Genomic DNA, 19,828 nt, shown 5'->3' with positions numbered 1-19,828 from the left:
CCGGCCAGATAAAAGTTCCGCATCGTTTCAATACCTTTTAAAAGTTCCAGAGCGGACTTTCTACCTCGCGGTAATACGTCGATAAACACCTTATCTCTTCGTCCTCCAGACCGAAAATCAACTGCCAGAATCTAACTGTTTTCTTAGAGAGGCACCGACTATCTCGCACTACTCCTTCAATAGTCTCCATGGGATAAGTGGCGATACCCGTCTTATGGCCGCATCGTCCCCAATCTCCAGCAGCCTTTCAATTATGAACGAGCGTTGCGCTGCACATCTAATTTTTCTGGCTGAACATCCCAAAAGAAAGGGTAAAATTCTTCCCGTAAAGTCTTGACCAAGACTTTTATCCACCGTTGCCTTTTGGCGATATGGGAGCCATTCATCGCTTATTGTTACATCGCCCTATGGACCGCATGCAGTCGAATATGGTGCTACGGGAAACTCTTTACAATATCGCGTATTGGTTCTTCCCTTGGACGAATTAGCCTGACGCTTCCCTCTTTGATCAACACTTCCGCCGGTTTGGCTGTGGAATTGTAGTTCGAGCTCATCACGTAGCCATAGGCCCCGGCATGAAGTATCGCAACAATATCTCCTGCTTTTGACGCAGAGGGGAAAGGGCGGTCGCGGCCAAACTCATCCGTGCTTTCGCAAATCCTCCCCACTATCGTGGTTGGAATCAGATCGCTCATGGGACGTGTGACATTAACGATCTCGTGATACGCCTTATACAGGGCCGGACGCATAAGAACGTTCATGCCCCCGTCCAACCCGACAATGGGAGGGTTGGTTCGCTTTATCGAGCAAATTTTACACAGCAGCACACCAGCGCTCGCAAGGATGTACCGCCCGGGCTCAGCGTAGACCTCCACTTTTTCTATGTTGGGCAAAGAGGCTATCCCATCTCCGATCGCCCTTACGTCGAGCTCGGTCTCGTCGGGTTTGTATGGGACGCCGAAGCCGCCGCCGAAGTCTATGGCCGCCGCCCCTACGTCAAGGGCGAAATCGAGCAAAAACGATGCCAGACGAACGAAGTGAGAGGGATCGAATATGCCGGAACCTACCATGGCATGCACCCCGAACTCTATGCCCATATCGCCGATCTCCCGCGCCACAATCCTCGCGTCATCGGGCTTCATGCCGAACTTCGACCCCTCCCCGCCGAGGATCAGGGAAAAGGCTCCTCTCCCCCAACCCGGGTTGAGTCGAATGAATAACCTCTTCGGGCGGGGAACGCCCTCGCTCAAAAGCCCTTTGACGAGATCCCACGCTGCTGGGTCGTCGAGATTGACTGTAGCTCCGAGCCTCAACGCCGTCTCAAGCTCCTCCTTTGTGTAGAAGATGCCGGAGATCATGTAAGGAGCGCCGACCTTCATGGCCAGAGCGGCCTCGTTCAGGTTGGCACAGTCGAAGCGGACGCCTTCGCTTGCGATGAGCTTTAAGATCTCCACGTTGTTGTTGGCCTTCACGGCGTACATGAGATGAAAGCGAGGGATCACTCCGAGCGCATTTTTTAAAAGTTTTATTCTGCGGCGCACTTCGTCAGAGGCATAGACATAAAGAGGAGTGCCATACCTTCGGGCAAGATCCTCCAGGTTCACTCCATACCAGTGTAGCTTCCCGCCATCTCGAGAAAAATCAGACCCAAATGCGGAGCGCGCTTCGATCAACCAGGTTCGCCACCTTTCAAATCCAACAAAGCTACTATAAAATCATTGCAACTCCACAGCAATATAATAGATAATCAAGCTAATTGATGCGCACAGCTCAGCCGATGACGCAGTTTAAGCAACTACAAAGGCTCATGTCAGACATGCGGCCCAAGGTTTTTTACAGTCTCGGCGATCTCAAAAGCGAGGTCGTCCCTGTTTTCCTTCGTCACGAGAAACAGCCGCACATCTGGCCTCGCCTTTATCTTCTCTATAAACGCATCGCCCCGAAGGGCAACCGTGCCGAGAAACGGCACAGGGACGTCCAGCAGCGCAACCGCCAATCTCCTGAACTTGGCCGAGAGGCATTCCATCTTGCCTATCTCGTCTATGAGCACCAGAAAATTTTGAGGGTCGAAAAACGGAATGCCCTCGAGGAACTCGTCGAACCCCGCCACATCGACACCGTATTTGCCAACCCTGTAAGGGCTCTTAATGCCGACATGCGAGAACAACCGCCTGGTGCCATCGAGCGCCACGGCCTCAAAGCCAACGCGCATTCCTCTGTCTCTGATCTCCGCCGTATAAAAACCGCAACATTTCTCTCCGACCTGCTCGATCGCCCTCAAAATGAGCGTAGTCTTGCCTACGCCTGGCGATCCTGTGACGAGCAAGTTTTTAACGCTACCGGTCACAATGACAGATAGTGGGAGCGCACGAGGTTCCAAAGGCCGTGGCTTTCAAGATTGTGACGCGGCACGAGCATCGTAACATTCACCACTCCAGGGAGCCTGCCTATGCTTGCCTCCCCGGTTATGGTGCAGCGGTTCCTCACCTCGGGCAGCGGCATATCGAAAAGCTTGGAGATGCGCGAAAGAGCGCATTCGACGGCTGCGTTCAAGTCTTTGCCGGTGCCGACCATCTGTATGGGCAAGCTCTCCTCCAAAAGTTGGAATCCCCAAAAGGCTGCGATCTTTTTGGCCTTTTCTATTTCTTCAGGCGTGCGAAGGCGCGCTATCTGAGGGAGGTCCTCGGGGCGGGGCAAAATCATAGGCCCTTCGAGTTTTAATCCCTTTAAGAGAGAGACCTCTAAAACCACCTCCGCAGACACGTCAGCCGTATGACCTGCTATTTCGCCATCCCCCATCATTGCGTGCACATCGCCAACGTATATCCCTCCGCCTTCCGCTTTGACGGGGCAAATGACGATGGACCCCTCGACTACCTCGTTTATGTCCATGTGGCCATCGGTGCGCATCTCAAGCTGTTCCTCCGTCAATGCGTATTCGTGAGGAGCGCCCACCAGAAAAGCGCCGAAGTCTCCGGCGTTATGCGATGACGGAATCGGGACAGCCGGGCATGTGCCCAAATTTCCCACCATCGGCTTTAAAGGGATGGCGATGCCGGCAATTTCGCCGCGGGCCATTAAATTTGCCGAATATTGCTTTGAGCTCGGCGGCAAGAAGCTGAAGGACGAAGCCTCCTTGGCGATCTCGCCGGCCACTTCCGGAGGGACAGTAACAGCCAAAGTCCTATCGACATCCATGAGGACCGTATATGTGCTCTCTAAGCGGAACGGTTGGACCGAAGAATGACAATTGGCGCATTTTATGGACCCTTCACCTACTCCGTCGACATACGTCTTCGGGTTCATCGTGCCACAGTTAGGACAGCGCTTCGCAACGAAGGGGTCCCCGACGAAGTGCCCCTCTTGGGGCAGATCGGTCCCGGAAGTGGTAGCCAAAGAAAGCACTCTCACTCGGCGCACCCTAACGGCAATTGCGTCTCCCACTTCTGCCCCATCTACCGCAATGGGCTTGGTGACCTCGTGCCCGCTCGGATAATCCGGGGTTATCATGGGCCCCCAACAGCCTGGGCTCGTCCTGGCTACGATGACTCCTCCATCGCGCACCGGCCCCAAAAACGGTTCACCGGGGTTTAAAACCCAGCTCATCTCGTCTGCGTGGACTACCTGTTTAGCCATAGACTCTCATCTCCCTCATCACCGGATTTGCTCAAGTATTTTACCATAGAGACCTTATCCCACGGCTCCCTATCCCATCGTCACGCCTACAAAACTGCCACGCCGCAAACCCCCCTCAAAATAGGATTTCAAATGGTACCTCTTTCGTTTATACTAAGTTCAATAGAGAGAGCAATTTCGGAAAGGAGGCAAGAGGATGCGCTCGGAGGAAGCAACTTACAAGGAAATGTTAAAGAAACGCCCCCTGAACGTGCAAGCCATATACGGAGACGAGCCGGTTGGATTGGTTAGCGGCAGGGACATCATGGCAGCAGCCAGAAGGGCAGGAGTTACCATACTCGCCGCCAATGCCCGCAATCCCCTGACGATAAAGGGTGTGCTAAAGGCGGCGGCGAAATTAGATGCGGCAGTACTCTTGGAGCTCGCCAAGTCGGAGTCAACTTACTGCGGTTGCACATATGACAACGTCCCAGACTATGCCGTCCGCTATTCCAAGGAATTGGGGCACGGTGTGATCTTTGGGCTTCACGTGGACCACTATGCGATAAAATCGACGGAGGAGCTCATGCGGGCCATCTCCCATCTGCGACATATAGTGGAGAGAGGGTGGACGTCCATAGCCATAGACGCCTCGCACAACCCGGACTGGGAGAATTTATGCTTTACGAGGGATGCAGCTATGCATATTCCTCCATACTTGGGGCTCGAGGTTGAAGTCGGGGAGATCAAGGGGCCAGGAGAACTCACTACTGTCGAAGAGGCGCTCTTCTTTGTAGGAGGCCTAAACGCCTGGTGCATCTTCCCCGATCTCCTTGCCATCTCAAACGGCAGCCTCCACGGCACGTATGACAGATCTAGGGGAGAAATCGAAGGGATAGATCTCAAGAGGACATTGGAAATCGCCCAGGCAGTAAGCCGTTACGGGGTTTCGATAGCCCAGCACGGTGTATCCGGCACGCCGATAGATAAAGTCTCTCACTTTTCAACGCATGGCATTACGAAAGCCAATGTCGCCACGCTATGGCAAAATGTGCTCTTCGGCGTTAAAATGGAGCCTGAGACTGGAAACGCCGTCATAGAGGATGGTTCTTACGTAAAGGAACCAGACCGCGGCATATCGGAAGAACTGTGGCGAAAGATCGTAGCATGGGCCGACGAACAAGGCTACAGCCGCAAAGACGGGGATTACAAGAAGGCTAACAAGCCATTTCATGATCAGATCATGTCCCTTCCTGTAGAAATTCAGGAAAGGATTGTGGAAGAAACTACATGGTGGGCGGAGCGCTTTATAAAGGCGCTGAAGTCTGAAGGCACGGCCGAACTGGTTTTAGAGGAGGTTTCCAAGAGGCCCGACCACAATTCGGCACCCGAGAGGGAGATCTTTCATAAAAGGAGCGAGTTTACCCCAGAGCGCGCTCCGCAAAAGAGCAAAACTCCGTCAGGTAACGTAGCGGAGCCAGACTGAGCATCTTTTCAAAGAGCCACCGATGTAGTATCATTTGCAAAATAGGCGGGGTGGCTTAAAGCCACCCCTTTATTGTGTTGGAGGTGAACTAATGCCCATCACGAGCGGGCAAAGAAAAAAGAAGACAAAGCGAGGACGAAAGGAGCTTCGATTTATACCTCTGGGCGGAATGGGAGAGATCGGCAAGAACATCTCCCTCCTTGAGTATGGAAACGATATCCTCGTCATAGATTCAGGGCTTAAATTTCCCGACGAGGACATGCTCGGCATCGACTTCGTCATACCGGATTTCAGTTATCTGTTGGAAAACAAAAATAAGATCCGCGGCCTGGTCCTCACTCACGGCCACGAAGACCACATTGGGTCGCTCCCGTTTCTGTTGCCCCAGATTGACGTTCCCATCTATGGCACTCGCCTGACGTTGGGGCTTGTAAACCATAAATTCCAAGAGCTGAAACCGGATTATACGGTCAAAGCGAATGAAGTACATGCAGGTGAAGTGGTGAGATTGGGGTGCTTTAATGTGCATTTTATGTCCACATGCCACTCCATCCCCGATTCTTTGGGCTTAGCCATCGAGACGCCGGTGGGCAACATAATCCACTCGGGAGATTTCAAGTTCGACCCCACGCCATTGGATGCGCGTCCCCCGGACTACTCTACATTGGTCAAGTTCGGCCATAAAGGAGTGCTCCTTCTGCTTTCTGATTCGACGAACGCCGAAGAGCCCGGATATACACCTTCAGAGCGGGGTGTAGGCCAGACGCTGGAAGGGATCTTTCGGCTTTACCAGAACAAGCGCATAGTGCTCTCCATGTTCGCTTCTAATCTGCACCGAATAAACCAAGTGATACAGACGGCGCTGCGCTTCAATCGAAAGGTGGCTCTGATAGGCAGGAGCATGAACGCCAACGTAGAGCTCGCCAGACAACTGGGCTACATCGACGTAGACGACAGCGCTTTCGTGCCGCCTCAGGCGCTCGAGGGAATGCGTTACAATCGAGTGGCCGTCCTCACTACCGGAAGTCAAGGCGAGCCGTTCTCCGGCTTGGTCCTCATGAGCAAGGGAGAGCACAAATATATCAAACTGGGGCCCAAAGACTTAGTAGTAATAAGCGCCCTCCCGATCCCTGGAAACGAAAAACTGGTGAGCCGCACGATAGACAACCTATTCCGCAAGGGGTGCGAGGTGATATATGAAGGCGACCGCCAAACGCACGTATCGGGGCATGCTTCCCAGGAGGAGCTCAAGATGATGCTGAGCATGGTCAAACCTCGTTATTTCGTTCCGATACACGGGGAATACCGCCACTTGGTACGCCATACCCAATTGGCTCACGAACTCGGCATGGAACCTCGTGACGTTTTTGTCTTAGAAAATGGCGACGTGCTATCTTTTAACCAAGAACGGGCGAGGATTAAAGACCCTGTGCGGGCCGGCGCATTCCTGATCGATGGAACCTCTATGGGCGAGATTGAAGGGAGCATATTGCAGGAGAGGCGCCTCCTCGCGGAAGACGGCATCATTGCGGTATCGGTCACGGTAGACGAAAATATGTCGCTGTGCGCTCCTCCATCAATCGAAAGCCGCGGCTTCCTTCACCAGGACGAGGCCGGCGAACTATACAAGAGGCTCGAAAACGCCATTGCGGCCTCCATAAAGCGAGCCAAGGGCAAACGTCCCGAAGCGATATCTCAAGCCATAGTGACAGCCGTGAGGCAAGAATTGAAACATATCTCTAAGAGCCTTCCTGTCGTGCTGCCTTCCGTGACTATTCTTCAAAGCCGGTCAGGCCTCGCCGAAGCCCATTTGGAAAGCAAAGCGTCTTAAAAGGAGGCAAATTCTTTGGTAAACACGCTACTCTTGGGATTGGTGCAAGGGCTGACGGAATTTCTTCCCGTGAGCAGCTCCGGACACCTCGCTCTGGCCCAGATCCTCATGGGATGGAAAGAGCCTCCCATCGCTTACGATGTGCTGCTCCACTTCTCCACAATGGTCGCCACTGCGGCATTTTTTTGGAGCGACATCGTATACCTTCTAACAGGTTGGTGTGCGGGCATCTTTGACCCTACAAGGAGAAGCGGTGAGGGGTGGCGCTACGGGTGGGCTATAATATCGGGCACGATGGCTACGGCACCCGTGGCGTTCTTAATCGAGGGTTTTGCAGAAAAGTGGTTCGCTTCCTCAAGCGCTGTGGGTGCAGCTTTACTGATAACCGCCACACTGCTTTGGGTATCGACTTCCCGCCGAGAGAGAAACGTCCCCGTTTCGGCCGCTTTGGGCGCGCTTATGGGGTTAGCTCAAGGTATCGCTGTGGTGCCAGGACTTTCCCGATCGGGGGCTACGATATCGGTCGGGTTGCTCGCAGGGGCGAGGCGCAAAGACGCCTTCCGCCTCTCTTTTCTCTTGTCGTTGCCAGTAATAGCCGGTGCAACTCTTCTTCAATGCCTTAGAATGGACATCATCGACGGATTCATAACGACATTGCCGAGCGGTTGGCTCGGCGGTTGCATACTAGCCTCGGTGTCGGGCTACCTGGCGCTCTTTTTCCTGAGGCGAGTGGTGATAGGCGGTCGCTTCAAGGCCTTTGCCGTATATTGCGCGGCGCTGGGGACGATTTCAATCTTGCTCGACTATGTGACGAGGTGAAAGAGATCGTGACCACGAGAAACTGCGCAACGAAAGTGATCTTGGCCTCGGCCAGTCCCAGAAGGCATCATCTGCTCGAAGAGATGCTCAATTGGCCCATAAAGGTGATGCCCGTCTCGATCGAGGAGCGCTTATTGCCAAAAGAAGTCCCCACGGAATCAGCTAAACGGTTAGCTCTTCTTAAGGCAAGCGCTATAGCTATTAGCTTTCCCGAATGCCTCGTAATAGGCGCCGATACGCTCGTGGTCGTCGATGAAACCGTCCTGGGCAAGCCCCATGATCGCCACGAAGCGCTCCAAATGCTGAAAAAACTCAACGGCAGAAAACATCTTGTGGTGACTGGAGTGGCGATCTGTCGCGGAGACGAGATCGCTTCAGACGTAGAGGTGACGGAGGTAGAATTCCGAAATACGAGCGAAGAGGCGCTGGCACGCTACGCAGAGCTGGGCGAAGGGGATGACAAGGCAGGTGCTTATGCCATTCAGGGGAAGGGAGCGCTCCTCGTGTGCTCCATAAAGGGATGCTATTACAACGTGGTAGGCATGCCGCTATATCTTCTAAGTGTGCTTCTTGAGCAGTTTGATATACCACTGACTTGCCAATGGAGGTGCGAAAAGGATGAAGTGGCCCTCTAACCAGAGACTTTTGGCTGCTGGGCTAATCTTGGCAACGCTCATAGCACTGCCCGGGCTGGCCCCACGCCTTAGATTTGAAAGATCTCACAGGGAAGCCGCCACCGTCGTATCGTACAGGGATGCGCTCCTCATGGCCAAACAGGCATCCCTTACTGTAGAGAAAGCGTTCGATCGCCTGCGTGAGGCTGGACTTGTCGCCATAGCCGTCGAAGAACTCACCGGCGAGGAGATAGCCGGCGGAGCACTCCCCCTGTGGTTGGGACCAAAAGAGTCCCTACCCTTCAGCGTATTCGAGGGCAAAAGGCCCGATCTGGCCGTGGTGTGGACCAAGAGCGAACAATGGGCAAATCTGATAAGGCCTTACCTCGCAGACCGGTTTGGAAGCGTGGAAAGTCACAAGGCGCCATATGGGTGGCTCTTTCTGCTTCCCGTTCCCTATTCCAGCATCATCAAAGCCGGTGTTCTGCCAGATTTGGAGGCAGCGTTCTTCTTAAAAAAGCAAAACTGGCCCGTGGTATATAGACCAGCCCCCTCCATGGGCATGCCCACAGAGACAGCAGTAAAACCCATAAGGCGGCTCATCGAAGCGCTGCCACAGATTCGCGCCATATCGCCTAAGGGAAATGTAGTTGTAGGTTTTGGCGATCTCGATCCTCTTGCGGCATTTCTGAAAGAAAAAGGAATAGCGGTCACACAAGTGGAATTTTCCAGACAACCAGGACTCAACTCCCTCGTATGGCGGGCATCCCCCTATATCCTTTCGCTTCACAGCGTAACTACGGATGAAGTCATAAGCCGCAACCTTACGAGGGATGCAATTGTACAGCGCATGATCAGGGCTGCCGCGGAAAGATCGGTAAAACTGCTGCTCTTAAGGCCGTATGAAATCGGAGCGGGGCCGTGGCTTGGCAACTTCGAGGAAGACCTTAAGGCCATCGCGAGAGGCTTAGAACTTCGGGGAATCTCGCTCGGCTGGCCCGAGATATTGCCCTCTTGGCCAACATCGTATTGGAGCGGGTTTGCGATGGCCCTGACCACTCTCACGGTATCGCTCATGCTATGGCAGGAATTCTTCGGCCGCAGAGACGCTCCACCGACGAGGCTTTTTTGGGTCGGTCTCCTGGCCTCTGTGGCCATCGGCGGAGTGCTCGCAGTCCACGTATCTCCGGCCGCCAAAGCGATAGGTGCTCTATGCGCTGTCCTGGGCGCTTCAGCAGCCGCGCTTGTGGCGCTGAACGGGTGGGAGCGTCCCATCGAAGGGATTCTCAAAGGTATAGGAATAGCCGTAGCAATTGGACTTGTCCTTTCGTCTTTTTTTGGCACCCCTTTGTACATGCTTCGCCTCCAGGCATTTTCCGGAGTAAAGGCGACTCTCCTATTGCCTCCGCTGATAGTGCTGGCTCATGCCATTAAAACCCGCCTGTATCCAGAGAACTTCAGGGAGATAATGACGCGAAGCCCGTACTGGGAAGAAATCATAGTGCTCGCCGCCTTGGGAATGGCAGCTGGGGTCATGGCGCTGCGGAGCGGCAATGTCTCGTTGGTTCCATCCTGGGAGGTCAAACTGCGCGACCTCTTCGAGCAGACCCTGATGGCAAGGCCGAGGACTAAAGAGATCCTCTTGGGATATCCGGCGTTATGGCTCTGGTATATCTGGGCGCGGCTATTTCCCGGCGAGGTAGACAGGCGGTTGGCTATGTATTCCGCGCTCATCCGGATGGCCACATCGGTGGCCTTCGCCTCAGCGGTCAACAGCTTCTGCCACTTCCATACCCCGCTTACGCTGACGCTATGGCGCGTCTTCAATGGCCTATGGGTGGGATCGCTCTTCGGCTTATTTGCGGGTTTACTCCTTTGGCTCGTCGTAAAGCTCACCACAAAATTTAGAGCTCAAGAGGAAGGAGAAGTTTGACCAAGCGCTACGACGTCGCGCTGTGTGGCTACTACGGTTTCGGCAACGTAGGGGACGAAATGATCCTCCACGCCCTTGTGGAACTGGCTCAAGAGTCAGGGCTAAAAAAAGATAGGATTCTCGCCCTTTCTGCCTCGCCGCGGCAGACCGAGGAGGAGTTATCGATAGCTTCGGTCAACCGTTGGAGGGCCAAGTCGGTGTTGTGCGCTTTGAGAAAAAGCAGGACGCTGCTTCTCGGGGGAGGAGGTTTATTGCAGGATGTGACCAGCCTCCGCTCTCCTCTGTATTACTGGGGCGTGGTAATGGAAAGTAGTATCGCCGGATGTCACCCTTGGGCATTCGGCCAATCAGTGGGGCCATTTCACAAAAAAACCTCCGAAAGGATAGCGCGCGATGTATTTAGGCGCTGCAGGCCTAGGGTTGTGCGCGATACGCCCTCGCAAAGACTGTTGTCAAAATGGGGCCTTTCGGCCGACCTCGCGCCCGATCCTGCTTTCATATTAGACGTAGGACCTCCTATCGAGAGCGGAGATGTGGTAATCTTAAACATAAGGCCGTGGGGTAGCCTAAGCGTCGAGATCGCCCGCGAAGCGACGGCCTATGCGCAGGAGCACGGATACGCTTTGCGATGTCTGGCCCTCTCTCCCGATGATGAGGCATTGTTAAAAGACTTTCGATCTTCAGGGCTCTTGGCGAGGGCGGAGATTGTGCGTCTGACTTCGTGGAAAATGGCAACTTCTCTGTTCGCCGGCGCTGTTCTCGCGGTGGGGATGAGATTTCACTTTTTCGTGTTAACGCTCCTCCTTGGAACGAAAGCCGTCGCTGTGCCCTACGACCCCAAAGTAGAGTCTTTAGCCGAGTCCTGGTCCATACCGGTGTGGAAGGGCGAAAGAGCGCTCGAAGAGGTGGCCGAAAACGCCCGTAGACCTTCGACGAAAGAGATTACAGATGCAAGGCGCACAGCGAGAGAGTCCTTCCAATCGGCCCTGAAGGAGGCCCTCGAGGGAAGGTGAAATCGATGAAATATGACAGGGCAAAGAAATTGGAGCAAATAGCCTTGGAAGTTCGCAAAGATTTGGTGCGCATGGCGAGCGTTACTGGGATGAAGTATCTTTCTTCCTCTCTTTCTATGGTGGACCTGATCGTCTATATCTATTGGGAAGTGATGAATTTGCGCCCGGAAGAGCCGAATTGGCAAAACAGAGATCGCCTCGTCCTGAGCAAAGGACATGCCTGTCCTACTCTCTATGTCACTCTCGCTCATAGGGGTTTTTTCAGCCGAGAAGAGCTGTGGAACTACAACAAGCTCGGGTCGATGTTGCAAGGGCATCCAGAGATGCGCCGCACTCCGGGCGTCGATGCAGGCAGCGGCTCATTGGGGCTCGGACTTGGGATAGCGAACGGCATCGCCTTAGGTCTTCGATGCGCTGGGATCAAATCGAGAGTATTCTGCGTTTTGGGCGACGGGGAACTCCAAGAGGGATCGTTCTGGGAGTCGGCTCTCACGTCGGCCTCCCATAAGCTGAGCAACGTATACGCCGTAATCGATAGAAACGCCACGCAAAACGAAGGGCCAACGGAGGAGATCAAGGCCTTAGAACCGCTCGACGAGAAACTGAAATCCTTCGGCTGGCAAGTATTTCATGCGAACGGACACGACTTCGCCTCATTACACCAAGCCTTCCAGGCTATGCTGAGCGCTGACGGTCCAGCCGCTCTAATCGCCCGCACAAAAGCTGGGCAAGGGGTTCCTATGATGGAGAAAAATCAGCCTTCAATTAAAACAGCTATAGCGCGCGATGAGATGTCGCAAGCGCTGACGGAGCTTGAGGAAATGAGCCAAAGCAACAATGAGGGTTAAAGCCATGGGGGAAAAAGCCCTTTTTAGTCCCAAAGATGCCGTCGCAGAGACTTTGATCCGTTTATGCGAGACAGATGACCGCGTCGTAGTCTTAAACGCCGACATATCTTCTTGCGTCGGATTGCACGACTTCGCCTCTCGCTTCCCGGAGCGCATCTGCAACCTCGGCGTTGCCGAGCAAGATTTGGTCTTAACCGCGGCCGGCATGGCTTTAGCCGGGAAAATCCCCTATGCGGTCTCATATGCCTCATTTCTGGCGGGAAGGGCTTATGATGTCATGCGCAACGCAGTAGCGATGCCAAACCTCCCCGTGCGCTTCGTAGCCGTTTGTGCCGGCATAACCGCTGAGGAGGGGGCTGCCTATCAGGCTCTGGAGGATATAGCGCTTATGAGGGCCTTACCGAGGATGACCATCTTCGTTCCCGCCGACTTCCAATCCACCCGCCGCTTGCTCTTGAACTCGCTTTCGTGGAACGGACCTCTCTATATAAGGCTTGGCTGCATTCCGCTGCCCCAACTATACGGTACTGATGACGATGGCTTTCTCGCCGGCGGAGGAAGACTGCTGCGCGAGGGGAAGAGCGTCACTATATGTGCCTGCGGCATCATGGTCCACGAAGCGATGAAGGCTGCCGCCGTACTTGCTCGACAAGGAATAGAAGCAGAGGTAATAGATTGCTACAGCATAAAACCACTACCAGTCATGTTGATCCAATCATCTCTCAGAAGAACGGGCTGCTGCGTCGTTGCCGAAGAGCACAACATTATTGGGGGTCTCGGCAGCGCAGTAGCTGAAATTGCAGCCACCACTTGCCCTATACCCATACGGTTTGTGGGCGTGGAGGACCGATTTGGCCAGAGCGGGTCCCCTGAGGAGTTGCAGGAGTATTACGCGCTCACCCACCAACACATAGTGAGCGCCGCTGCACAGGTTTGGCCGCTCCGAAGGAGATGAGGGCGTGGAAATACGAATATCCGGCGTATCAAAGATATTTAAGCCCGATATCGTAGCGCTTGAGGATATATATATCACTGTCAGACCTGGTGAATTTTTATACCTTGTTGGCCCGACGGGCTCGGGCAAATCCACCCTACTGCGCCTGATCACCGGCGAGGCCAGGCCGACGCGCGGGCAGATCGCCGTAGGCCCCTTCAACCTCAGAAAGATGAGGTGGGGCGCCCTCAGTTATTATCGCCGCTACGTCGGGGTGGTCTTCCAGGATTTCAAGCTCTTACCTCACCTGACGGCATATGAAAATGTGGCCTTTGCTCTGGAGGCGATGGGTCTACCGCCCAAGGAAATCAAGGTAAAAACCGGTGAAGCATTAGAGAGATTGGGATTGTGGAGAAGGCGCTTTTTGCACCCGCCCCAGCTATCCGGTGGCGAGCAACAAAGGTTGGCCATAGCGCGCGCAGTGGTCAAATCCCCTTCTATCCTGATAGCCGACGAACCTACCGGAAACTTGGATACCAACACAGCGGAGGGGATAATGGACATACTTCTTTCCATCAACGCCGCGGGCACCACGGTGATCATGGCGACACATAACCAATATATCGTCGACACCTACCGTGCGCGTGTCGTGGAACTGCGAACGGGTAGAATGATGCGCGACGAAGAGAAAGGTCGTTACGATACGTATGGCTACAATTAAATACATCCTGCGCGATGCTTTTCGTCTGCTCTTCCGTCATTGGGGATTGACGATATTGACGTGGGTAACCATGATGGCTGTGTTCTTAGCTGTGGGGGGGAGTTTCCTCCTCACATCCTGCGCCCATGCCGTCGTCGCGAAACTGGCGGGCGACTTAACGATAGAAGCCTATCTCGCCAAAGAATTCGATCTCGAGGCCATAAAGCCAAAAATTGAAGCCATTCCCCACGTGAAGGAAGTAACTTTGGTGACGCCGGAATCAGCCCTCGCCCGCCTAAAAGAGCTCTTGGGAGAACAAGCCCAGGTAGTGGAGCTGTTAGGCGAAAACCCCCTTCCTCCAAGCTTGGTTTTACGAGTGGACGATGCGTCGAATGCGGATGCTGTGGCTCAAGCGCTGCGCTCCCTTCCCGATATCGAGGACGTGGTTTATGCCAAGGAAGCAGCAAACAGGCTTGCGAGACTCAACGCGGTCATAAGACAACTCACCATCGGTATCATCGCAGTGGCTATAATAATAGGTATACTCATATTATTCAACACGGTTCGCATAGCTGTATACTCGAGGAGGGAGGAGTTGGCGGTGATGCTAAAGGTAGGAGCTACTCCTACGTACGTGGCTATGCCGTTTCTCCTGCAGGGCGTTATCCTCGGGGGGTTGGGTGGCATGAGCGCTACATTGGTATTGATAAGGGCATACGCGGTCTTCGCCAAACACATAAATCGCCTTCTCCCGTTCCTGATGGTCCCCGAGGTAGGACCAGAGATGTTCATCCGACTCGTTTTGCTTTTGGTGGGCGGAGGGATGGCACTGGGGTGGATTTGCAGTTGGATAGCCACATTCAGACATATAAGGGAGGCGCTCCGTCCTCTGTAGGGGGGGTAAAAATGCGATGTTGGGCACTTCTGGCACTGGCGTGTGCGCTGTGCGTCACAATAGCCGCGGGAGCCTTCGCGGCCGACATCGATGCCCAGATAAAACAAGAAGAGGAAAAGCTGCAGAAAATAGAGAGGCAAATTCGCTTCCATGAAGCAGAACTCTCAAAGATCAAGGGCGAGGAAAGCGGTCTCTTAAGCGAACTCGAGAGGTTAAACAAGCAGGAGGTATTGACAGGTCAAAAGATAGAATTGCTAAAAGCAAAGGAAAAGAGGCTTGAAGGTCGGATAAAGGAACTCAGCACAGAGATCGCAGAAAACGAGGCCTTCTTGGCTAAGGCCAAAGAAATGTTGGCCGGACGTCTGGTGGCTATATACAAATTCAGGGGTCGTGGGGAATTTTCTATGTTGCTTGCCGCAGATTCCCTCCACGAGGCCATGAGCACAACTTATATGCTGCGCCGAATAACTAAACAGGATGACGAACTGATCAATGAAACCATCGACCGGGCAAAGAAACTGCAAAGCTTGCGTCAAGATTTAGAAAAGCAAAAGGTTGCATTGCAAGCTGAAAGGAAAGAACAGGAGAAGGAAAAGGCGATTCTGAAAGAGACCATCGCAAAGCGAGAGCAACTCTTAGAGAAACTCAGAAACCAAAAAGAATATCACGCCCAGGCATCCAAGGAGCTCGAGAGATCTCAGGCGGAGTTGGAGCGCCGCATCCAGCAGCTCTTACAGGAGAAGCAGCGCTTGGCCCAGCTCCGCTCAGGTGGCGTCGCTCTAACTCGTCCTAAGGGGAAGCTATCCTGGCCGGTCAGCGGACAGATTACCAGTTCATTCGGCACGAGAGTTCATCCCGTTTTCAATACCAAAACCGTCCATACCGGCATTGACATAAAAGCTCCCAAGGGGACGCCTGTAAATGCAGCCGAGAAAGGAGAGGTGCTGTTCGCGGGATGGCTTCGCGGCTTCGGTCAGGTGATCATAATAGACCACGGAGGAGACCTCGTCACCGTATACGCGCACCTCTCCTCTATGGATGTATCTGAGGGACAAAGGATCACCAGAGGACAGACGATAGGAAAGGTTGGCAACACAGGTGTTACGACGGCACCCCATTTGCACTTTGAGGTGCGGGAAGGCTCCAAGGCAGTAGATCCTTTAAAGTATTTAGGTCAGTAAATTAATTGATTGACGATAAGAGGTGGATCGCCGTGCGACCATTTTTGAGGAAAATTAGGCCATATGGCATAGGTATCATCATTGGGTTGATCCTCGCAGGAGGCATTGCGGCTGCGCAGATGGAGTTCGACCTCTCTCGCATCCTCCCCTTCGAGGCGAACAGATTGTGGCTAATGAAACAGGCAAGGTCACTTCTGGAAACCTACCACGTCAACGGGGATGAGGCGCGAGAAGAAGACAAACTCTTTTATGGCGCCGTCAAGGGAATGGTTTCGGCCTGGGGAGACCCGTACTCCCGCTTCGTAGACCCCGAAGAGATTAAAGAAGAAGAAATCGAGATGCAGGGAGAATACGGGGGATTGGGGATATACATAGGCCAGCGAGACGGCAGAACATTGGTCATAAGCCCCATAGAAGGCACGCCGGCCGATAGGGCCGGACTCAAGCCGCAAGACGAGATAGTCAAGGTGAACGACAAGGTGGTAGTTGGGTGGCAAATAAATGACGTGGTAAAATTGCTGCGTGGAGACCCTGGCACAAAAGTAACCATCTTGGTGCGCCGCGAGGGAGAAGACCAACTCCTCGACTTCGAGCTGGTCCGCGAGATAATCCAGATAAAGTCGGTTCGATATGAAAAGATCGACGATTTGGGCTATGTGCGCATTGCCCAGTTTACTCAACGCACGGCTCAAGAGATGGAGGAGGCTTTGTCGGAGCTTCTCTCAGTGCAGGGAATGGTTTTGGATCTGCGCAACGACCCAGGTGGGCTTTTAAGCGCTGCCATAGAGGTTTCCGATATGTTCCTCGAGGGCGGGTTGATAGTGGGCATGAGGGGCCGAGTAAGAGAAGCCAACGAAGAATACTACGCCAAAAGCGGGCTTCTCTACGACGGTCCGGTGATCGCCCTCATCAACGAAGGGAGCGCGAGCGCCTCGGAAATAGTAGCCGGCGCACTCAGAGACAATGGTCGGGCAATTTTAGTGGGCACAAAGAGCTTCGGTAAGGGCTCGGTCCAGACGCTATTTCACCTTCCCGACGAGTCGGGGCTTTTCATCACAATCGCCCGCTACTACACGCCGGCAGGAACCGAGATCGACAAAGTCGGACTGCAACCCGACATAACGGTGGAAGGGGAAATGGTCAAGGAGCGCGAAAAGGACCTCCAGCTCCAACGGGCTATTTCAGAGCTAAGGGAACGCATAGCCTCGAAAGAGGCCCTGGTCGCAAGATAGGGAAGCCGAGCTAATGCGCCGCAATACTCCTGGGGCAATTTGGGTTCTCGTGCTCATAGCGCTCGCAACGGGGGGCAGTTTGTTCGTAGTCGCATCCATTCGTACGCCGTCGCCCACAGCAGCTCCTATGGACCCGGCACAAGAAAGGGCACAAGCGCCCGGGGAGTCGCCACTGCAAGTTGAGGTTGCACCCCAAGCGTATTATGGGCCAAAAACGAAACCGCCATCGCTTCCGAGGCTTGCCATCATCGTGGATGACTTCGGTTATTCGCTCGCCCAGGCACGCCGCTTGGCCGGGCTTCCATTTCCCCTTACTTGGGCTATATTGCCGTTTTTAGGTGGCAGTGAGGAAGCTGCTAAAATCGCCAAAGACAACGGCATTCCTTATCTCTTGCATCTGCCCATGCAGGCAGAGAGCGACGGCAACAGCGGTCCATACGTAATAGGCGTCAACATGAGCGATCAGGAGATCAGAAGCGCTACAAGGAGCGCCATAAATTCCTTGCCCGGCGCCGTAGGGGTGAATAACCACAGGGGGTCGTTGGCTACCGGCGACCGGCGTGTCATGAGGGCACTTCTCGCAGAGGTTCAACTGCACGGATTGCCGTTCGTAGACAGCCGAACCACGCCTCACTCTGTCGTCCCCTCTGTAGCCAAAGAGCTCGGCATGCCGGTGCTGGCAAACGATGTATTCTTAGATCACGAAGAGGACGAGAAAGCGATGGCAATGCGCCTGGAGACGGCCTCTTCGATTGCCAGGCGTAAAGGTTACGCTATAGCAATTTGCCATGTTAGAAAAGATACGATTGCCTTCCTATCCAAAGTGACTGCGGACATGTTTAAAGGCGTAGAACTGGTCACCGTGCCTCAGCTCTTTGAAGAACTGGAAGGTGAAGATCGGGAGGAAGGGAAATGAAAGGAAAGGCAGAGATAGTAGTAGGTGCTCAATGGGGAGACGAAGGGAAAGGGCGCATTGTCGATGTAATGGCACGTAATGCAGATGCTGTCGTGCGTTACCAAGGAGGGGCAAACGCCGGCCACACCGTTATGACGGATGACGAGAAATACATCTTTCATCTACTGCCCTCCGGCATGCTCTATCCCGGCAAGACCTGCGTAGTCGGCAATGGCGTGGTTGTAGATCCAGAACAGCTGCTCAATGAACTGCGCGGTTTACAAGAAAAAGGCAAAGACAGGGCGAGGCTCGTCATAAGCAAGGCAGCTCACGTAGTCATGCCGTATCACAAGGCCATAGACACGGCGGAGGAGAAGTTCCGCGGCAGGGGGCATCAGATAGGAACCACTCAGCGCGGTATAGGACCGTGTTATGTGGACAAAGTAAACAGGATCGGCATACGAATAGAAGACCTCGCGAACCCTCAGGTTCTGAGAGAAAAGCTACAGCTCAACTTAGAGATTAAAAATCTCGTACTATCCAAGGTCTATGGGGAGACTCCGGTTTCGTTCGACGAAATATACGAGAAGGCCCTCTCGTGGGGCAACGATCTGGCACCTTATATGGGAGACAGCTCGCTCGTCATCCACGAAGTGCTGGGCAAAGGTGGGCGCGTCCTATTCGAAGGGGCCCAAGGGACGCTCTTGGACGTCGACCACGGCACATACCCATACGTAACGAGCTCTCATCCCGTGTCAGGCGGAGCATGCATAGGAGCCGGTATAGGACCCACGAGAATAGATAAAATCATAGGCGTCGCTAAGGCGTATTGTACGCGCGTCGGCGAAGGACCGTTCCCTACGGAGGAAACCGGCGAGGCGGGAAACATTTTGAGAGAACGCGGCTACGAATACGGTGCCACCACAGGGCGGCCTCGTCGATGCGGCTGGCTCGACATGGTCGCACTGCGCCACTCCATTCGCATAAACGATATGCACGGCATTGCTCTAACCAAGCTCGATGTATTGCAAGGCATGAAGGAGATCAAAATCTGCTATGCCTACGAACTAAATGGCAAAGAATTACAGCACTTTCCCACAGAGATTGCCACCTTGGCAAAGGTGCGCCCATGCTACAAATCTATCCGCGGATGAGAAGAAGACATAGGAGATTGTAAAACCTTCGAAGATCTCCCCCAAGTCGCGAAGGAATATATCGAAACTATAGAGGAGCTCGGCGGAGTGCCAGTAATCATTATAGGGGTAGGGCCCAAGAGGGAGCAGACTATACTTCGCTTTTAGTACAAGTAAGAGATATGGAATAAAGAGCGAGGCATTTGGACTTGTTGAATGATTACGGTAAATATTCGATTTTGCAGCATCAATGACTTAGAAGCGCTTTACTCCATAGAAAAATCTTCACATCCGGCGCCGTGGCCACGAGCCATTATACAAGCCGACCTGGCTACGGGAAGGAACAACATTGTGTACCTGTGCGCGGAGTGGCAGGATATGATATGCGGCTTCAGCGCCTTCTCCAGAAAAAAGCGGACGCTCCGCGTCATGAACCTGGCCGTCCTTCCCGAGTACAGGAGGCAAGGTGTGGCCTCGCAACTCCTTATCGCCATGGAAGAGATGGCCAAGCTGTGGGGATGCAAGGAGATGGCATTAGAGGTCCGCGAATCCAATTATGGAGCACAGGCGCTCTATACTCGCTTTGGTTTTTACAAGGCGAAAAGACTCAGGCGATATTACAGCGATGGGGAGGCGGCCTTCCTGATGAAGGCTCGCCTCCCCCTACGCGTGCATACGCAAAAAAACCCAGCGTGAACC

The 19,828-nt window shown here is 53.7% G+C and carries 17 protein-coding genes and 1 pseudogene; 15 read left to right on the top strand and 3 right to left on the bottom strand.

The genetic code is table 11. From position 1 onward, the window contains the following. Window positions 1-434 precede the first annotated feature (434 nt). The 3 genes from lysA to EZM41_RS02040 form a co-directional block, all read right to left on the bottom strand. The gene (gene lysA, locus EZM41_RS02050) at window positions 435-1,673 is read right to left on the bottom strand and encodes a diaminopimelate decarboxylase (protein WP_198468904.1); all 1,239 of its coding nucleotides are present in this window, start codon (window positions 1,671-1,673) and stop codon (window positions 435-437) included. A 137-nt stretch (window positions 1,674-1,810) separates the two neighbouring features. Next, a complete protein-coding gene (locus EZM41_RS02045) occupies window positions 1,811-2,380 on the bottom strand; it encodes a nucleoside-triphosphatase (RefSeq protein ID WP_198468902.1) in 570 nt (189 codons plus the stop codon). Next, window positions 2,344-3,636 (bottom strand): acetamidase/formamidase family protein, encoded by a 1,293-nt coding sequence (locus tag EZM41_RS02040; RefSeq protein WP_198468900.1) that lies wholly within the window; start codon window positions 3,634-3,636, stop codon window positions 2,344-2,346. Before EZM41_RS02040 ends, EZM41_RS02045 begins: the two co-directional genes overlap by 37 nt. Before the next feature lie 196 nt (window positions 3,637-3,832). On the opposite strand from EZM41_RS02040, the gene EZM41_RS02035 reads away from it, so the two are divergent. The 15 genes and pseudogenes from EZM41_RS02035 to rimI all read left to right on the top strand — a co-directional run bounded on the left by EZM41_RS02035 (window position 3,833) and on the right by rimI (window position 19,825). Next, window positions 3,833-5,101 (top strand): class II fructose-bisphosphate aldolase, encoded by a 1,269-nt coding sequence (locus tag EZM41_RS02035; protein WP_198468898.1) that lies wholly within the window; start codon window positions 3,833-3,835, stop codon window positions 5,099-5,101. Between the two features lie 91 nt (window positions 5,102-5,192). After that, window positions 5,193-6,932 carry a ribonuclease J gene (locus tag EZM41_RS02030; protein WP_198468896.1) on the top strand — a complete coding sequence of 580 codons (1,740 nt, stop codon included), beginning with the start codon at window positions 5,193-5,195 and terminating at the stop codon, window positions 6,930-6,932. 15 nt (window positions 6,933-6,947) lie between these two features. Then, complete coding sequence (locus tag EZM41_RS02025; protein WP_198468894.1) at window positions 6,948-7,751, top strand: undecaprenyl-diphosphate phosphatase; 804 nt, start codon at window positions 6,948-6,950, stop codon at window positions 7,749-7,751. 8 nt (window positions 7,752-7,759) lie between these two features. Continuing rightward, window positions 7,760-8,386 (top strand): Maf family nucleotide pyrophosphatase, encoded by a 627-nt coding sequence (locus EZM41_RS02020; RefSeq protein WP_198468892.1) that lies wholly within the window; start codon window positions 7,760-7,762, stop codon window positions 8,384-8,386. Continuing rightward, a complete protein-coding gene (locus tag EZM41_RS02015; RefSeq protein ID WP_198468890.1) occupies window positions 8,370-10,298 on the top strand; it encodes a DUF5693 family protein in 1,929 nt (642 codons plus the stop codon). Before EZM41_RS02020 ends, EZM41_RS02015 begins: the two co-directional genes overlap by 17 nt. Beyond that, window positions 10,295-11,311, top strand: coding sequence for a polysaccharide pyruvyl transferase CsaB (gene csaB, locus EZM41_RS02010; RefSeq protein WP_198468888.1), 1,017 nt, complete (start codon window positions 10,295-10,297; stop codon window positions 11,309-11,311). Before EZM41_RS02015 ends, csaB begins: the two co-directional genes overlap by 4 nt. Before the next feature lie 5 nt (window positions 11,312-11,316). After that, window positions 11,317-12,159, top strand: coding sequence for a transketolase (locus EZM41_RS02005; RefSeq protein WP_198468924.1), 843 nt, complete (start codon window positions 11,317-11,319; stop codon window positions 12,157-12,159). Window positions 12,160-12,163: 4 nt separating this feature from the next. Beyond that, a complete protein-coding gene (locus tag EZM41_RS02000; protein WP_198468886.1) occupies window positions 12,164-13,114 on the top strand; it encodes a transketolase family protein in 951 nt (316 codons plus the stop codon). Window positions 13,115-13,118: 4 nt separating this feature from the next. Beyond that, the gene (locus EZM41_RS01995) at window positions 13,119-13,814 is read left to right on the top strand and encodes an ATP-binding cassette domain-containing protein (protein ID WP_198468884.1); all 696 of its coding nucleotides are present in this window, start codon (window positions 13,119-13,121) and stop codon (window positions 13,812-13,814) included. Then, window positions 13,801-14,688 carry a cell division protein FtsX gene (locus tag EZM41_RS01990; RefSeq protein ID WP_198468882.1) on the top strand — a complete coding sequence of 296 codons (888 nt, stop codon included), beginning with the start codon at window positions 13,801-13,803 and terminating at the stop codon, window positions 14,686-14,688. The genes EZM41_RS01995 and EZM41_RS01990 overlap by 14 nt, the downstream gene beginning before the upstream one ends. An 11-nt stretch (window positions 14,689-14,699) precedes the next feature. Further along, window positions 14,700-15,869: a murein hydrolase activator EnvC family protein gene (locus EZM41_RS01985; protein ID WP_198468881.1), complete on the top strand. Its 1,170-nt coding sequence runs from the start codon at window positions 14,700-14,702 to the stop codon at window positions 15,867-15,869. A 32-nt stretch (window positions 15,870-15,901) separates the two neighbouring features. Continuing rightward, complete coding sequence (locus EZM41_RS01980; protein ID WP_342449202.1) at window positions 15,902-17,101, top strand: S41 family peptidase; 1,200 nt, start codon at window positions 15,902-15,904, stop codon at window positions 17,099-17,101. Between the two features lie 13 nt (window positions 17,102-17,114). Beyond that, window positions 17,115-18,017 (top strand): divergent polysaccharide deacetylase family protein, encoded by a 903-nt coding sequence (locus EZM41_RS01975; protein ID WP_198468879.1) that lies wholly within the window; start codon window positions 17,115-17,117, stop codon window positions 18,015-18,017. Further along, a pseudogene (locus tag EZM41_RS01970) lies at window positions 18,014-19,297 on the top strand (adenylosuccinate synthase). The gene EZM41_RS01975 and the pseudogene EZM41_RS01970 overlap by 4 nt, the downstream one beginning before the upstream one ends. A gap of 48 nt (window positions 19,298-19,345) precedes the next feature. After that, window positions 19,346-19,825: a ribosomal protein S18-alanine N-acetyltransferase gene (gene rimI / locus EZM41_RS01965; RefSeq protein ID WP_198468876.1), complete on the top strand. Its 480-nt coding sequence runs from the start codon at window positions 19,346-19,348 to the stop codon at window positions 19,823-19,825. Window positions 19,826-19,828 lie beyond the last annotated feature (3 nt).

It is taken from the genome of Acetomicrobium sp. S15 = DSM 107314, assembly GCF_016125955.1.
Classification (GTDB): Bacteria; Synergistota; Synergistia; order Synergistales; family Thermosynergistaceae; genus Thermosynergistes; species Thermosynergistes pyruvativorans.
This window is presented reverse-complemented; position numbering and strand designations above follow the sequence as displayed.

What these genes read in the sequence shown, in the direction of transcription:
- EZM41_RS01990 (WP_198468882.1), top strand. Translation starts at nt 13,801, where the DNA reads ATGGCTACAATTAAATACATCCTGCGCGATGCTTTTCGTCTGCTCTTC.
- rimI (WP_198468876.1), top strand. Translation starts at nt 19,346, where the DNA reads ATGATTACGGTAAATATTCGATTTTGCAGCATCAATGACTTAGAAGCG.
- EZM41_RS02005 (WP_198468924.1), top strand. Translation starts at nt 11,317, where the DNA reads ATGAAATATGACAGGGCAAAGAAATTGGAGCAAATAGCCTTGGAAGTT.
- EZM41_RS02015 (WP_198468890.1), top strand. Translation starts at nt 8,370, where the DNA reads ATGAAGTGGCCCTCTAACCAGAGACTTTTGGCTGCTGGGCTAATCTTG.
- EZM41_RS02000 (WP_198468886.1), top strand. Translation starts at nt 12,164, where the DNA reads ATGGGGGAAAAAGCCCTTTTTAGTCCCAAAGATGCCGTCGCAGAGACT.
- EZM41_RS02040 (WP_198468900.1), bottom strand. Translation starts at nt 3,636, where the DNA reads ATGGCTAAACAGGTAGTCCACGCAGACGAGATGAGCTGGGTTTTAAAC.
- EZM41_RS01985 (WP_198468881.1), top strand. Translation starts at nt 14,700, where the DNA reads ATGCGATGTTGGGCACTTCTGGCACTGGCGTGTGCGCTGTGCGTCACA.
- EZM41_RS01975 (WP_198468879.1), top strand. Translation starts at nt 17,115, where the DNA reads ATGCGCCGCAATACTCCTGGGGCAATTTGGGTTCTCGTGCTCATAGCG.
- EZM41_RS02035 (WP_198468898.1), top strand. Translation starts at nt 3,833, where the DNA reads ATGCGCTCGGAGGAAGCAACTTACAAGGAAATGTTAAAGAAACGCCCC.
- EZM41_RS02030 (WP_198468896.1), top strand. Translation starts at nt 5,193, where the DNA reads ATGCCCATCACGAGCGGGCAAAGAAAAAAGAAGACAAAGCGAGGACGA.